This window comes from Pseudomonas sp. IT-P294, assembly GCF_949767865.1.
Classification (GTDB): Bacteria; Pseudomonadota; Gammaproteobacteria; order Pseudomonadales; family Pseudomonadaceae; genus Aquipseudomonas.
Map to the genome: position 1 here is coordinate 40,681 of NZ_CATKQW010000006.1, position 14,514 is coordinate 55,194.

Genomic DNA, 14,514 nt, shown 5'->3' on the forward strand with positions numbered 1-14,514 from the left:
GGCCTGTGAGGCCGCTATCGCGAGCAGGTGCGGCCCTCAAAAAACTATGGCTCGCGCACTTCCACCAACTGACCCAACCGGCTGCGCGTGCGAGCCAGGTCTATGGCATCGCCGGCCAGGCTCTCGCACAACGACTGCTGGCCAAGCAACGTCAGGTGTTTGTCCTGATCGTACAAAACGTCGATCAAATTGATGAAACGCTGCTGCGCCGCGATCGGGCAGTCTGCCAGGGTGGGCAGGGCGTCGATGATCCAGCGGTCGAAACGTCGGCATAACTCCAGATAATCCATGACCGCCGTGGGGTGTTCGCACAAATCGGCGAAGGTAAAACCGATGGTGCGTTCGTTGCAATATCGCGCGGGTAGGTGGCGGGTGCCGACCGGCAACTGCAGGGGGGGCGCGTCACGTTTGGGCAAGTCCAACGCCTGACGTTGCACCACCGAGCCCGGCCATACGTACCGGCCCTGGGTAAACAGCTGATGCGCGTGGGTTCTCATCTGGCTGCGGTAGTCGTGTGGCCCACCGACCTCCATGACCTGCATGTGCGCATGGATCAAGTCAATTACCGGTTTGAACCGCGCATGGTAGAGCGGGTTGGGCAACAAGCCTTCCGGCGGGTAATTGGAGGTCACCAACAGCAGGATGCCGCGGCGAAACAGGGCCTTGAACAGCCGCGTGATGAGCATCGCATCGCCGATGTCGTGGACATGGAACTCGTCGAAACACAGCACACGGCAGTCGCTTAGCAGCGTGTCGAGGGTGACGCCCAACGCATCGGGATGATCACGATGGGTGAACATGCCTTGGTGCAGGCGAGCAAAAAACTCATGAAAATGCAGGCGTTGTTTGTCGGCAATCGGGATGGCCTGGAAAAAGCCGTCGAGCAGCCAGCTCTTGCCGCGACCCACCGCACCATGCAAATACAGGCCAGGAAGGGTTTTTTCCGAGGTGCCGAGCAGGGCAGAGGCGTGCTGCGCCATGAACTCGATCACCCGTAGCTGGCTGTGGCTGAGGGTGTAGCCCTGAGTATGGGCGCGGTGACGGAAGTAGTCGTGAATCACTTGACCCGTCGCGGTGCTGCCGGCAGGTGCAGCTAACGCCTTGCCGAACAAGCGGCGCAGCGTCGGCCAGCGTGGCGGGCGCCGCGAATGGTTGGATGGTCGAATGGCCACTGTGAGGTTACCCCGTCGTCGTCTCGCAGACTCCCTCGAGCTGCCGCGGCGTAGTTTAACCAAACGGTGAATAAATCGACTACTGCGACGCGTACTCCTGCAGCCGCTGCCGAACGCAGCGTTCGCCTGCGGCTACAGAGCGTGCGTCATGCCCGGTGATCTAGCGTTCGATGCTGCGATTCCAGCGCGCATTCCACGCCGGGCGCTGTTCGTTGACCTGGTCCCAATCGATCGCAATCGCGGTGGTCAGATACTGTTTCATGGCCTCGACCTGACCACGGGTCTTGTCGGTGGTCGGGGTGTTGGGGTTGGACGGGATCTGGTCGCCATCTTCAAGCGCGGCGGCTTGTGCTTCGGGTGTCAGCAGGAAGGCGGCGAGCTTCTGCGCCAGTTCCGGTTGAGTGTTGTTGGCGATGGCGCACTCGGCCACGTTGAGCACCACGGCGCCTTCTTTAGGCTGCGCGTATTCGACCGGCATGCCTTTGAGTTTGAGCGCGGTGACCTGAGTCGGGGTCAGCGGGAACAGCGCGGCTTCGTCGGTCTGGAGCATTTCGGAAATCTTCGCCGAGCTCGGAATGTATTCCAGCACGTTGCGCCCGACGGTGTTCGGCCACGCCTTGAAGCCTGGCTCGACGTCGGTTTCGCTACCGCCCTGAATCCGGTTGAACATCAGGAAACCGTGCAGGCCGAAGGTCGAAGAGGCCATTGACTGGAATACCAGTTTGTCCTTGAAGCGCGGATCAGCCATGTCCATCCACGAGGTCGGCGCCGCCCAGCCTTTTTCCTTGAACAGCCGCGTGTTGTACGCCAGCCCGGTCACCCCGAGGCTGACTGCCACTGCTTGATCCTTGATCCGACCTTTGGCCGGAATCTGCGCCAGTGGCGCGCTGTCCTGGAGTTTGTCGCACAGGCCCATGGCGATGGCGCGGTACATGATGCCGTCGTCGAGGAACATCACGTGCATCTGCGGGTTGCCTTTACTGGCCTGGACCTTGGCCAAAATATCGGCGGAAGTCCCCGGCACGATCACCACTTTGACGTTGTTGGCTTTCTCGAAAACCGGCAGCACCTTGTCGGCGTAGAGCCGCTCCATGGTCCCGCCGTTCATGCCCAGATACAGCGTGGGTTCGGCCTGTGCCTGGGTGACCGAGAGCAGGGCGGTCAGACAGGAGAAACCGAGCAGTGCACTACGTTTGACGTTATTCATTGGCGCGACCTTCCTCTATCAAGCTACGGAGATGGAGTGAAACCGGGTGATGGAAAACGCATCCAGCGGCGTCTTTGAGGCGCCGCTGCAGATGATCTCGGTGAGCGCCTGGCCCACCGCAGGGCCGATCTGGAAGCCTGCGCCGGCAAAGCCGAACGCGTGCAACAGACCAGGTCGGGTGCTGCTATGCCCGATCACCGGCTGGCGATCGGGCAGGTAACCTTCGGTGCCGCTCCAGGTACGAATCGCCTGGGCACCTTGCAGAAACGGGTAAAGCTCGACGGCCTGGCGCAGGATCTCGATCACGGCGTGTTGGCCAGGCCGGGCGCGCGCCTCGTCGAGGGCAAAACCCTGACCGCCGCCCAATACACAATTGCCGCGTGCCACCTGGCGGGCATAGATGCCGCCGCCCTCGACGCCGGTGCTGGCATTCATCACCAGCGGCAACGGTTCGGTGACCAGCATGGCCGGATGGCCGGCGTGCATAGGCACCGCTTCGCCGAAGTGTTCGGCCAGGCTGCCAGCCCAGGCACCGGCGCAATTGAGCAGCCAGGGCGCGTGCAATTCCAAACCGGTTTGCGTGCTGACGCGAAAGCGCTGGCCATCGTGTTCCACCTCCGTCACCGGGCATTGTTCATGGATTTGCGCACCGTGGCGCCGCGCCGTCTGGGCGAAGGCCGGGGACACCAGTCGCGGGTTGGCGTGGCCGTCGTCCGGGCAAAACGATGCGCCGACGGCGACGTCGCCGACCCACGGAAAACGTGCGCGAAGTTCAGTGCGATCGAGTACCTGCAAGTCGAGGCCGAAGCCCTGGCTGCTGACGGCATAGTCCTGCAAGGCCTGAAGATCGTTATGACTGCGGGCCAGTTTCAAATGGCCGCTGCGCTGATATTCGCCGTCGATGCCGATCAGTTGCGGCAGCTGTCCCCACAGCGCGTGGGCCTGTTGCGATAACGGAAGTTGCGACAGCGGGCGCCCTTGGCGCCGCACGCCGCCGTAGTTCACACCGCTGGAATGCGAGCCGCAAAAGTCCCGCTCCAGCAGGGCCACGCGGCGACCGGCCTTGCTCAGAAACAGCGCGGCCGAGGCGCCGACAATGCCGCCGCCAATGATGATTGCATCGACTTCGATCATGGCTCGATCTCCAGACCAAACGGCAGGGGTTTGATCGGTGCCTGAGCGCGCAATCGGCCAATCTGCGACACCGGGCGCCCACTTTCGCGGGCAATGACTTCTGCCGCGGCGGCGCCGCACATCCGCCCCTGGCAACGGCCCATGCCCACGCGGCAATGCGCCTTGACCCGGTTGATCTCCCAATGGCCTTCGCGCACCACTTCGCGGATATCTCCTGCCCGTACTTCTTCGCAGCGGCAGACCATCACCTCGTCAGGCGTATCGGCGGCCCAGTGTTCGGGAAACATGAAGGCGCGTTCCAGGCCGTGGCGAAAGGTCTCGATGCGGCCCAGTGCCTGCTCCAGTTGAACGCTACGGTGCGGCGCAAACGGGTGGCCGATGTCTTCGAGCAGTGCCAGCGCTGCGCGTTCGCCGGCCATTTCAGCGGCGTCGGCGCCCATGATGCCGGCGCCGTCACCGGCCAGATAAACCTCGGCGACACTGCTGCGACCGGTACTGTCACGCTGCGGCAGCCAGGCGCGGTTGAGCAAGTTCCAGGTGAATTGGCAGCCGAGCAAGTCAGCGAGTTGGGTTTCACTGCGCAGACCGTGGGCGAAGGCAACGGCGTCGCACTCAAGCGATTGTTCTCCGTTGGCGTTGGACCAATCCAGCGATTGCACGCGCTGTTCGCCATTGATGCGTTTCAGGGTTGCCGCTTGATGCACCGGGATGCCGTGGGCGGTCAGCCAGCTGCGGTAATAAATGCCTTTGGCCAGGGTGGACGGTTGCGACAGCAGGCCGGGGAGGGCGCGGGCCTGGGCGCTGAACGGCGAACTGTCGAGCACCGCGACCACCTTTGCGCCAGCCTTGGCGTATTGATACGCCACCAGATAGAGCAACGGCCCGCTGCCGGCGAACACCACGCGCTCACCGATGGCGCAGCCCTGGAATTTCAGGGCAATCTGCGCCGCGCCGAGGCTGTAGACACCTGGCAAAGTCCAGCCTGGCACAGGCAGAATCCGGTCGGTGGCGCCGGTGGCGACGATCACGCGGGAGAATTCCAGTCGCGTGGCACGCGCCTCATGCACGGTGTCCAGTGCGCCGGCTTCGGCGTTCCAGACCAGCGTCTCGGGGCGATAATCCAGTTGATCGCGCAACGCATCGATTGTCTGATGCAACGCATTGGCCTTGTGCGCTTCAAAGCCATACAGCTTGACCGCCGAGCGCTTGAAGTTCGCCGGCTGACGCCGATAAATCTGCCCGCCACCGCGCGCCGCTTCATCCAGCAATACCGGGCGAACGCCATGCGCCACCAGCGTCTGCGCCGCACGAATCCCGGCCGGCCCGGCACCGACAATGACCACTGGCTTCATACCCTCTCCCTTTGTGAGCACCACAAATCCCCTGTGGGAGCGGGCTCGCCCGCGATGACGGCGTCAAATTCAACGAATGCACTGGCAGACAAACCGCTATCGCGGGCAAGCCCGCTCCCACAGGGGATCCGGTTTCTGCAGATGGAATGTGGGTTCATACGGAGCGCCCCGGTTCGCGGGTGATGTGCTGGCCGGGTTCGAGCAGCGTCGAGCAGGCGCGCACGCGTCGGCCGTCGCCCAGTCGAACCCAGCAGTCCTGGCAGGCGCCCATCAGGCAGAAGCCGGCGCGGGGCTGGGCGCTGAAGTCGCTGCCGCGCAGGTATTCGCTGCTGGTCAGCACCGCCGTCAGCAGCGTGTCACCGAGCAACCCGCTGGCCGGTTGGCCATCGAGGGTAAAGGTCACGGCCGGGCGGTCGCCTTCGGCCAGTCTTTTCAGCAGAGCCATGGCGCCCTCATTGTTTACCCACCAGAACCCGATCCAGGCCGTAGACCCGATCAAGCAAAATCATGGTCAGCGCGGTCAGCGCAATCACCAGGGCCGACACCGCCGCCATCATCGGATCGATGGATTCAGTGGCGTACACATACATGCGCACCGGCAGGGTTTGCGTGGCTGGCGAGGTGACGAAAATCGACAGCGTGACCTCGTCAAAACTATTGATGAACGCCAGCAGCCAACCGCCAGCGACGCCCGGCAGGATCATCGGCAAGGTGATTTCCCGAAACAGCGTGAAGCGTCCGGCACCGAGCGATTGCGCGGCGTGTTCGGCGCTGCGGTCCAGGCCGATGGCCGAGGCCAGCACCAGGCGCAACACGTACGGTGTAATCACCAGCACATGGGCGAAGATCAGCCAGGCAAAACTGCCGTTGACGCCCATCAGTGCAAACAAACGCAGCAATGCAACGCCCAGCACCAGGTGCGGAATGATGATCGGTGACAGGAACAGCCCGTTGAAAAAATCCCGTCCGGGAAACTCGAAGCGGGTGATCGCCAATGCCGCCGGCACCGCGATCAACGTCGCCAGGCTGGCGGCGCAGAACGCCAGGATCAGGCTGTTGTAAAACGCATCGATAAAGTCGGCACGCTCGAACACCGCACGGAACCAGCGCAAGGAAAACTCGGTGGTCGGCAGGCTCAGGGTATTTTCCGGGGTGAAGGCCACCAGGCACACCACCACCAGTGGCGCCAGCATGAACAGCACCACCAGGGTATGGAACAGCAGGGCGAAAGGACCGTTCTTGGACATGATGAGTTATCCCAATGACTTCTTGTAGCGGCCTTCGATCATCCGGTTCCACGACAGCATGATCAGCAGGTTGAGCAGCAACAGCGCGACAGCGATGGCAGCGCCCATCGGCCAGTTGAGCTCCGACAGGTATTGGTCGTAGATCAGCGTGGCGACCATCTTGATTCGACGCCCGCCCAGCAAGCCGGGAATGGCAAACGAGCTGGCCGCCAGCCCGAACACGATCAAGGTGCCGGACAACACGCCGGGCATGATCTGCGGCAACACCACCTGGCGCATCACGGTGAAGTGGCTGGCGCCCAACGACATCGCGGCCTGTTCCGCGGCGGGGTCGAGTTTCTGCAGCGAGGTCCAGACCGGAATGATCATGAACGGCAGCATCACGTGAACCAGTGCAATCACCACCGCGAACGGCGTGTACAACAGCTTCATCGGTGAGCCGCCGAACGCTTGCAAGGTCTGGTTGACCAGGCCGTCGGCACCGAGCAAAAGACTCCAGCCGAAGGCGCGCACCACCACCGAAATCAGCAGCGGGGTGAGGATCAGAATCAGGAAGATCGAGCGCCACGGCGCGCCCATGCGGCTGAGGATGTAGGCCTCGGGCACGCCGATCACCACGCAAAGAAAGGTGGTCAGGGCGCTGATCCACATCGTGCGCAGGAAGATTTCGTAGAAGTACGGATCGCCCAGCAAGCTGCTGTAGTGACCCAAGGTATAGGCGTCGCCGTTGATGCCCGAGCTGTAGTCGAAGACGTTGAATGACAGCACCAGCGTCAACAGCAGCGGGATGGCCAGCAGACTGATGTACAACGCCAGGGCTGGTGCCGACAACAGATAGCCTTGGCGTCCCTGGCGAATGGCGGCGAGCGTGCTCATGCCGGCACCTCGTCGACGGTCAGCACCCGCAGCAGTGTCGCATCCCAGTCGAGCCCGACGGCCGTGCCTTCGTTCAAGGGCGCCGAACCATCGTTGCGGCGCACCACGCTGAGTTCGCCCAGGGGCGTGGAAACGCCATACAACCATTGGCTGCCGAGAAAGAAGCGGCTGACGATGTGGCCTTGCAAACGGCCTTGGCCTTTTTCCCGCAAATCGATTTTTTCGGGGCGCAGACTCAAGGTCAGTTCGCCGCCGCTGTTCACTTGAACCACGCCAGCGCCGTCACGTTCGCCAGGCAGCAGATTGGCCTTGCCGACGAACCCGGAAATGAACTCGGTGCGCGGGTGCTCATACAGCGTGTAGGGCGCGTCGATCTGGGTGATGCGCCCGGCCTGCATCACCACCACGCGGTCGCTGATCGACAACGCTTCGGACTGGTCGTGGGTGACCATCAGCGTGGTGATCCCGACTTCACGTTGGATGCGGCGGATCTCGAATTGCATCTCTTCGCGCAGGTTGGCGTCGAGGTTCGACAGCGGCTCATCGAGCAGCAGCACCGGTGGCTCGATCACCAGCGCTCGGGCCAGGGCCACACGCTGGCGCTGGCCGCCGGAAAGCTCGCGCGGGTAACGCTCGGCATGCTGGTTCAGGCGCACCAGTTTCAATACCCGATCCACCCGCTGCTGCAACTCGGCCGTGGGCACTTTGCGCATCCGCAGGCCGAAGGCGACGTTGTCCTTGACGGTCATGTGCGGGAACAGCGCGTAGCTCTGGAACACCACCCCCAAGCCACGGCTGGCGGGTTTGGCATGGGTGATGTCGCGGCCGTCCAGGATGATGCGTCCGCTGCTGACTTCGACGAAGCCGGCGATCATCTGCAAGGTGGTGGTTTTGCCACAGCCGGAGGGGCCGAGCAGGGAGACGAACTCGCCTTTCTCGACCGAGAGGTTGGTGGCGACGACGGCGTCGATCTCGCCGTAACGTTTGCCGAGTCCTTCAAGTTGCACAAAAGCCATAACTGCGCTCCACCTGAGATTGTTATGCGTCGCCCGAAGGCGCGCTTTTTTGTATGGGCAGATACGAAAAGATCTTGCTGGGTGCGTTGGCGCTCGACTTCAGTCGGCTGCCGCTGTTGTTCGAATCGCCCCTGTCTGGACGCAGAGTAGGACGAAGACTAGGATGGGCTCAATGGCCTATTTCACTGAAGCGATGACTATTTTCAGTTTCATTCAGTGAGTAAATTTATTGTCGAGAAATTCCATGACTGATTCCGCTGAACGGAATGAAAACAAAAATGAAGTCGGTGTCAGCGCTGTCTCCAGATTGTTTGCGGTGCTGCGCAGTCTGGGTGACTCCGTCGAGGGCGGGGAGCGAGTGACGCAGCTCGCCCAGCGCATCGGTTTGTCGCAACCGACGACGCACCGTCTGCTGCGCAGCCTGATGGATGAGGGCATGGTCGAGCAGGATGCGCGCAGCAAACGCTATCGCCTGAGCCTGGAGTTCTTTGCCTTGGCCGCCCGCGCCGGCAACACCGGTAACCTGCGCGAACTGGTGCGCCCATCGTTGCTGCGGCTGTCGGCGTCTTTGGGGGATTCGTTGTTTTTACTGGCGCGCAGCGGTTTTGATGCGATCTGTCTGGACCGCAGCGAAGGACCGTTTCCGATTCGCACGTTTACCGGCGATATCGGCGGTCGGGTGGCACTGGGTGTGGGGCAGGGCAGCCTGGCGATCCTGGCCTTCCTGCCACAGGAGGAGCGCGAGACGGTGATTCACTACAACTTGCCGCGGCTCAAGGATTTTCACCTGTACGACGAGGTGTTCCTGCGTTCGGAGGTTGAGAATGTGCGCACGCTGGGTTACGCCGGGCGTAACACGGGCGTGCTGCAAGGCATGGCTGGGGTGGCGGTGCCGATTCTGGATCGCGAAGGGCGGGCGGTGGCCGCGTTGAGTGTGGCCACGGTCAGTGACCGATTGGGGCCGGATCGTCTGCCGACCGTGGTTGAGATGCTCAAGCGCGAAGCAGCGCTGATCGGGCCGCGAATCAACCCGTTTGATCCGCTGCTGCGCAGGCCTTCGCAGGTGTTTGGGCAGGGGTGAACACGGTGACAAGTTGATCGTTCCCACGCTCTGCGTGGGAATGCCTCACTGGACGCTCCGCGTCCAATGCGGGGGACGCAGAGCGTCCTGGGCTGCATTCCCACGCGGAGCGTGGGAACGATCAGTATCTGGAGTCAGAACTGGACAGTTTGTTTGAGCCTCTGCGCCGCCGGCAGGTTACTCGGGCTGACCATCGCGTAGTTGTAACCGGCGCCGGACCAGTACTCGGCCTGCAACTCGCCATCGCTGCGACTGCCTCGAGGCAGCAGGTTGTTCTTCGGTCCGGGCGGACGCACGTAGAAGCTGATCTTGTGGCCGCTCTGATCCTCATAAACAACCATCGCCGCCGGCCCTTGCTCGGTGCTGAGCAACCGGCCACTGACCGGTCTGAAACCTGAGTCCGACAGATCCGGCAGGCGATTGGCTCGAGAGAAATAACGGTCGAGCCAACCTTGCATGTCACCGTCGTCGCTGACCTTATAGTCCGCTGGCAGGATGCCTTGCTGGGCTATCAAGCGATAGGCCTGCATCGCATCGGTCATCGGCGCCGAAGCGCTGAGCAGCGTCATTTCCCGCGCCTGCCACCCACTCAATCCGCCCACACCAACCGCGATCAACAGCACGGCAGCGCTGGCCAGATGTCGGCGTGTCTGACGTTTGAGGCGCTGGCGTATCAGCGCCGGGTCGAGTTCGGGGTTGGCTGTGTGATGCAAGGCGCCGCTCATGGCCGCGCGCAGTTGTTGGGCGTCCTGCTGCCAGGCGCGCACTTGCGCGGCCACTTCAGGACTGTTGGCCAGGTAAGTCTCGACCAGGCGCCGGTCAGCGTCGTTGAGTTGGTGGTCGACGTAGGCGTGCAGGTCACGCTCGCTCGGAGGCATGCTGATCATTTGAGTATCCGCAGAGAAGGGCTGGTGATTTCGCCGTCGCTGAGTTGGCGCAAGGCCTGGCGGGCGCGGGACAGGCGGGACATCACGGTACCGGTGGGGACGTCGAGAATGACAGCGACCTCTTTATAACTCAATCCTTCCACCGACACCCAGAGCAACAGCGCGCGCTGCTCGGTGGTGAGTTGGTCAAAGGCTTGCAGCGTTGATTGGGCCATCACGGTGCGCTCGACTGAGGGCTGCGCATCGTCACGGCCGGTGAAGAATTCGAGCATGCGCGCGTAACGCCGGGAGCGCCGATGGGCGTCGAGAAACTGTCGATAAAGGATCGAAAACAGCCAGGCGCGCAAGTCGCCTTCGGGGCGCTTGTCACCCCAACTCGAGAGGGCTCGCTCCAGGCTCGACTGCACCAGATCGTCAGCGCTGCTGGGGTTGCGCGTCAACGACACGGCGAAGCGCCGAAGCCTGGGAATTATTTCACGCAACTGTTCGTCGATTTCGTTCATGAAAAGGGGCGTGTCTCTGTCTGTGAAGGGCGGCAGTGACAAGGAAGACGCCGGTCACAGCAGATTATTCCCTCTGCCGGAAAAGAAAATCCCATCGTGAATTCCTGTAGGACTTTTCTCCAATGGATGTCATCCCTGTAATGGCATCACGCGTCGCGGCTCAACCCTGACAGCAAGCGCAAACGGCATTCGGCCAGCCTGAGCAACAGGCTCGGCAGCATCGCCGGATGTGCGCTTTCACATTGAGCCCGATGAGATTTTCGATATGCAAGAACATGCAAAAACACTGAAGCCGGCATTGGCTTGTACCCCTTTGCTGATGTCACCTGTTGATCAGGATCGCTGGCAGCCATTCGGTCATGGGCCGACGGTTACGCCAGCGTTTTCCTTGATCCATCACGCCATTGAAGCGCAAGCCGCGACCAGCCCCCAAGCGATTGCTGCCCATTGGCAGGGGGAAACCATTACCTACAACGAGTTGAACAGGCAGGCCAATCGACTGGCTGGGTTGTTGATCAGCCAAGGTGTCAAACCAGGCGATCACGTTGCGTTGTTCGTAGAACGCTCGATCCCCATGCTGGTGGGGATGTTGGCCGTATTGAAAGCGGGCGGGGCCTACATCCCTCAGCATGTGGGCATTACACCCGCGCCACAACTGCGCCACATCATGCAGGTTGCCGATTCACGTGTGGTGCTGACGCTGTCGAGCCTTCAATCACGGCTTCCCCTGACGCCAACGCAACACTGCATTTGCCTCGATGAGTTCATGAGGTTGCCATCAATCCTCTCAGACGAAGTGAACGTGGCCGGTTCGCTGTCGTCGGCCCCGGATCAACTTTGCTTCGTTCTGTTTACTTCCGGTACCACCGGATTGCCCAACGGGGTTCGGGTTACCCACCGCAATGTCTGCAATATCCTGCTGACCGAACCTGGCAATCTCGGCATGAAGCCTGGGATGAAAGTCGGGCAGATCCTGAACATCGCTTTCGATATGGCCGCGTGGGAGATGCTTGGTTGCCTGGCCCACGGCGCGACATTGATGATCCGTGGCAAGGACATTGATCAGACCGCCGAGCAATGCGATGTGCTGATCGCCACGCCATCGATTCTCGGCACCCTCGATCCGGCGCGCTGCCAGCAGGTCAAGGTCGTGGCGGTTGCCGGGGAGCCGTGCCCGCAACCCCTGGCTGATCGCTGGTCGTCGTTCTGCACGTTCTTCAATGCCTGCGGGCCGACCGAGACCACCATCGTCAATACCATGCAGTGCTATCGGGTTGGAGAAGCACTGACCATTGGCAAACCCACGCCGAACAATACCGTGTACGTACTCGATGAAGCCGGTCAACCCTGTGCGGTCGGGGAACAAGGGGAAATGTGGGCTGGCGGCGTCTGTGTGACGGCGGGCTATCTGGGCAATGCCGCATTGACTGCCGAGCGGTATCGTCCCGATCCATTTCTCGGTCAGGGCCGAATGATGTTTCGCACGCGCGACTTGGGACGCTGGACCGCACAAGGCGATCTTGAGCACTTGGGGCGCGTCGATGATCAGGTCAAGGTGCGCGGCTTTCGCGTTGAGCTCGACAGTGTTTCAGCGGTGCTGGAGTCGTGCGACGCCTGCGAGCGGGCGGTGACGCTAAAACTCGACCATCGCCATCTGGTGGCCTTTGTCAGTCCAGCGACGACGAATATCGATGAGGCCAGACGTCTCTGCGAGGAGCGGCTTGCCTACTATTGCGTACCTTCGTTGATCATCGCCCTGGACGTTATTCCGCTGACATCACGGGGCAAAGTCGACAAGCGACTGCTGCTGGACATGGCATTGGCGCATCAGGCCGGGTCTGACACCAGCACAGCCCCTGTGGTGAGCGCATGAGCGCCGCTGGCGGTTTACCCGCCAAGCGAGCACTGTGGCGACGGCTTGGAACGCTGCCGATGTTTTCCCATTACAACCGTCTTGTGGCGTTGGTACTGGGACTCAATGGTGCCGCGCTGCTGCACGGGCTGAATGCCGGGCAATGGTGGACACGCTCCGGTGTTGAACTGGAAACATTAGCCGGGCTGGTATTGGCGAATCTGTCGATGGCCATTCTGATTCGCCAGCAATACATCATCAATCTGCTGTTCTGGCTGGCAACCCGGGCTCCCACCTCGTGGCCGCTGGCGGTTCGTCGCTCGCTGGCCAAGGTGTATCACTTCGGTGGGCTGCACAGTGGCGCAGCGTTGGCGGCCATTGGTTGGTTCGTGGCGTTACTCGGCTCGTTGAGTTGGCATTGGATGGAGAGCCTGGGCGGTGTTTCACCCGCGCTTCTGTGGGTGAACGGCGGGCTGCTGGGCGTTTTGTTGGCGGTGGCGATCATGGCTCATCCACGGATTCGCGCACGCTTTCACAATGGCTTCGAACGCACACACCGCTTCGGTGGCTGGACAGCGCTCGTGCTGTTCTGGTTCTCGACACTGCTGTTTGCCCAGGATCAGAACCCGCAATCGCCGTTGCCGGAAGTGCTGGTGGCGTCGGTGCCATTCTGGATGCTGGTGGGGCTGACGTTCAGTATTGCCCTGCCATGGCTGCGTCTGCGCAAAGTGCCGGTGCAATTGATCAGAACTTCACCTCATGCAGTGATTGCCCGGTTCGGGCATGTCACGCCATTTGCAGGTTCGTCCAATGCCATCAGTCTCAATCCGCTTCTGGAATGGCACTCGTTCGCCAACATTCCCACCCCGGGAGAGGCCGGTTTCCGCCTGATTATTTCCCGAGCAGGAGACTGGACCGGCGAGTTTATCGAACAGCTGCCGACCCACGTCTGGGTCAAGGGCATCACCACCGCCGGCGTTGCGCACATCGAAACCTTGTTCAAATCGGTGGTGTACATCGCCACTGGCAGTGGCATCGGTCCGGTGCTACCCCATCTGCTGGCCAGACAAGTACCTATACATCTGATCTGGTCGACCCGCAGTCCACGAAAAACCTACGGTGACGAACTGGTCGAGGAAATCCTGCGGGCCGAGCCCGATGCCTTGATCTGGGACACCGACCTGCTCGGCAAACCTGACCTGGTGCAACAGGCCTATGACGCGGTTCGAACATTCGGAGCAGAGGCGGTGATCTGCATTTCCAATCAGGCGCTGACTCAGCGGGTGGTCGAGGAAATGGAAGGACGGGGTATTGCTGCCTACGGCGCTATCTGGGATTCCTGAGGCGTGCGTGAGCGACCGCCATCCAAGTATTCGACATTATTCAATGAGGTCACCATGTACACACTGATCGAACGTCATGATCGAGTCGTCCTAATTCGTCTCAATCGTCCGCAAGCACGCAATGCCCTGAGTTACGAGGTCATGCGCGAACTGCTGGACCACCTGCAACGCTTGGACCGGGATCCGGCGGTGGGGTGTTTTGTCATTACCGGAACGGCGGATTTTTTCGCTGCCGGTGCCGATATCAAGGAAATGAGCGAAAAGTCCTACCTGGACATGGTTCACGAAGATTTCTTTGCCGACTGGGAAGCCTTTGCCGCGTTACGGACGCCAAAGCTGGCGGCTGTCGCCGGTTATGCCTTTGGCGGCGGCTGCGAATTAGCCATGATGTGCGACTTGATTTTTGCTGCCGATACCGCGCGATTTGGCCAACCGGAAATCAAGTTGGGTGTGATGCCCGGAATGGGCGGCACCCAGCGCCTTACGCGTCTGATCGGTAAATCGAAAGCCATGGACATGATCCTGACGGGGCGCTCGATGTCGGCCCATGAGGCCGAGCGGGCAGGGCTGGTATCAAGAGTGATAGAGGCAGCCGATCTGCTCGAACAATCCATGGCGGCGGCGCACACCATTGCCGGGTTCGCCAAAAGCGCCGCCGTGGCCGCTCGAGAAGCCGTTGATCGCGCGCTGGAACTCGGGTTGCGCGAAGGCTTGCTGTTCGAGCGAAGAAGCTTTCATGGATTGTTTTCCACTCCCGGGCAAAAAGAAGGCATGCAGGCTTTTCTGGATAAGCGTGAGGCGTGTTTTAACCAGGTCTGACGGGGTTAGGGCATTCGTCGCACGC

The 14,514-nt window shown here is 61.4% G+C and carries 14 protein-coding genes; 4 read left to right on the forward strand and 10 right to left on the reverse strand.

Annotated elements, in window-relative coordinates; all coding sequences use genetic code 11:
- Nucleotides 1-44 precede the first annotated feature (44 nt).
- The 8 genes from zapE to ACM6I0_RS05090 all read right to left on the reverse strand — a co-directional run bounded on the left by zapE (nt 45) and on the right by ACM6I0_RS05090 (nt 8,004).
- Nucleotides 45-1,172, reverse strand: a complete 1,128-nt coding sequence (zapE, locus tag ACM6I0_RS05055; RefSeq protein WP_414921631.1) for a cell division protein ZapE — start codon at nt 1,170-1,172, stop codon at nt 45-47.
- A gap of 160 nt (nt 1,173-1,332) precedes the next feature.
- Entirely contained in the window at nt 1,333-2,379 is a 1,047-nt protein-coding gene (locus tag ACM6I0_RS05060; RefSeq protein WP_285434639.1) for an ABC transporter substrate-binding protein, read from the reverse strand.
- Nucleotides 2,380-2,397: 18 nt separating this feature from the next.
- The gene (locus tag ACM6I0_RS05065; protein WP_414921632.1) at nt 2,398-3,513 is read right to left on the reverse strand and encodes an NAD(P)/FAD-dependent oxidoreductase; all 1,116 of its coding nucleotides are present in this window, start codon (nt 3,511-3,513) and stop codon (nt 2,398-2,400) included.
- Nucleotides 3,510-4,865, reverse strand: a complete 1,356-nt coding sequence (locus ACM6I0_RS05070; RefSeq protein ID WP_414921633.1) for an FAD-dependent oxidoreductase — start codon at nt 4,863-4,865, stop codon at nt 3,510-3,512. The genes ACM6I0_RS05065 and ACM6I0_RS05070 overlap by 4 nt, the downstream gene beginning before the upstream one ends.
- Nucleotides 4,866-5,019: 154 nt before the next feature.
- Nucleotides 5,020-5,310 carry a (2Fe-2S)-binding protein gene (locus ACM6I0_RS05075; protein WP_414921634.1) on the reverse strand — a complete coding sequence of 97 codons (291 nt, stop codon included), beginning with the start codon at nt 5,308-5,310 and terminating at the stop codon, nt 5,020-5,022.
- Nucleotides 5,311-5,317: 7 nt separating this feature from the next.
- Nucleotides 5,318-6,112 (reverse strand): ABC transporter permease, encoded by a 795-nt coding sequence (locus tag ACM6I0_RS05080; RefSeq protein ID WP_090185829.1) that lies wholly within the window; start codon nt 6,110-6,112, stop codon nt 5,318-5,320.
- Between the two features lie 6 nt (nt 6,113-6,118).
- A complete protein-coding gene (locus tag ACM6I0_RS05085; protein WP_259156558.1) occupies nt 6,119-6,988 on the reverse strand; it encodes an ABC transporter permease in 870 nt (289 codons plus the stop codon).
- Nucleotides 6,985-8,004 (reverse strand): ABC transporter ATP-binding protein, encoded by a 1,020-nt coding sequence (locus tag ACM6I0_RS05090; RefSeq protein ID WP_259156557.1) that lies wholly within the window; start codon nt 8,002-8,004, stop codon nt 6,985-6,987. The genes ACM6I0_RS05085 and ACM6I0_RS05090 overlap by 4 nt, the downstream gene beginning before the upstream one ends.
- A 244-nt stretch (nt 8,005-8,248) precedes the next feature.
- Here ACM6I0_RS05090 and ACM6I0_RS05095 point away from each other — a divergent pair, with 244 nt between their 5' ends.
- Nucleotides 8,249-9,085: an IclR family transcriptional regulator gene (locus tag ACM6I0_RS05095; protein ID WP_414921635.1), complete on the forward strand. Its 837-nt coding sequence runs from the start codon at nt 8,249-8,251 to the stop codon at nt 9,083-9,085.
- A 134-nt stretch (nt 9,086-9,219) separates the two neighbouring features.
- On the opposite strand, the gene ACM6I0_RS05100 is transcribed toward ACM6I0_RS05095, so the two are convergent.
- Both ACM6I0_RS05100 and ACM6I0_RS05105 read right to left on the reverse strand, forming a co-directional pair.
- Nucleotides 9,220-9,972, reverse strand: a complete 753-nt coding sequence (locus ACM6I0_RS05100) for an anti-sigma factor family protein (RefSeq protein ID WP_414921636.1) — start codon at nt 9,970-9,972, stop codon at nt 9,220-9,222.
- A complete protein-coding gene (locus ACM6I0_RS05105; RefSeq protein WP_090185816.1) occupies nt 9,969-10,475 on the reverse strand; it encodes a sigma-70 family RNA polymerase sigma factor in 507 nt (168 codons plus the stop codon). The genes ACM6I0_RS05100 and ACM6I0_RS05105 overlap by 4 nt, the downstream gene beginning before the upstream one ends.
- 319 nt (nt 10,476-10,794) lie before the next feature.
- Here ACM6I0_RS05105 and ACM6I0_RS05110 point away from each other — a divergent pair, with 319 nt between their 5' ends.
- From ACM6I0_RS05110 to ACM6I0_RS05120, 3 genes are read left to right on the forward strand one after another with little or no spacing between them, the layout of a single operon-like run.
- Complete coding sequence (locus ACM6I0_RS05110; protein WP_414921671.1) at nt 10,795-12,348, forward strand: amino acid adenylation domain-containing protein; 1,554 nt, start codon at nt 10,795-10,797, stop codon at nt 12,346-12,348.
- Nucleotides 12,345-13,670 carry a hypothetical protein gene (locus ACM6I0_RS05115; RefSeq protein ID WP_414921637.1) on the forward strand — a complete coding sequence of 442 codons (1,326 nt, stop codon included), beginning with the start codon at nt 12,345-12,347 and terminating at the stop codon, nt 13,668-13,670. The genes ACM6I0_RS05110 and ACM6I0_RS05115 overlap by 4 nt, the downstream gene beginning before the upstream one ends.
- 54 nt (nt 13,671-13,724) lie before the next feature.
- On the forward strand, nt 13,725-14,489 hold the full coding sequence (locus ACM6I0_RS05120) for an enoyl-CoA hydratase-related protein (RefSeq protein WP_414921638.1): 765 nt from the start codon (nt 13,725-13,727) through the stop codon (nt 14,487-14,489).
- Nucleotides 14,490-14,514 lie beyond the last annotated feature (25 nt).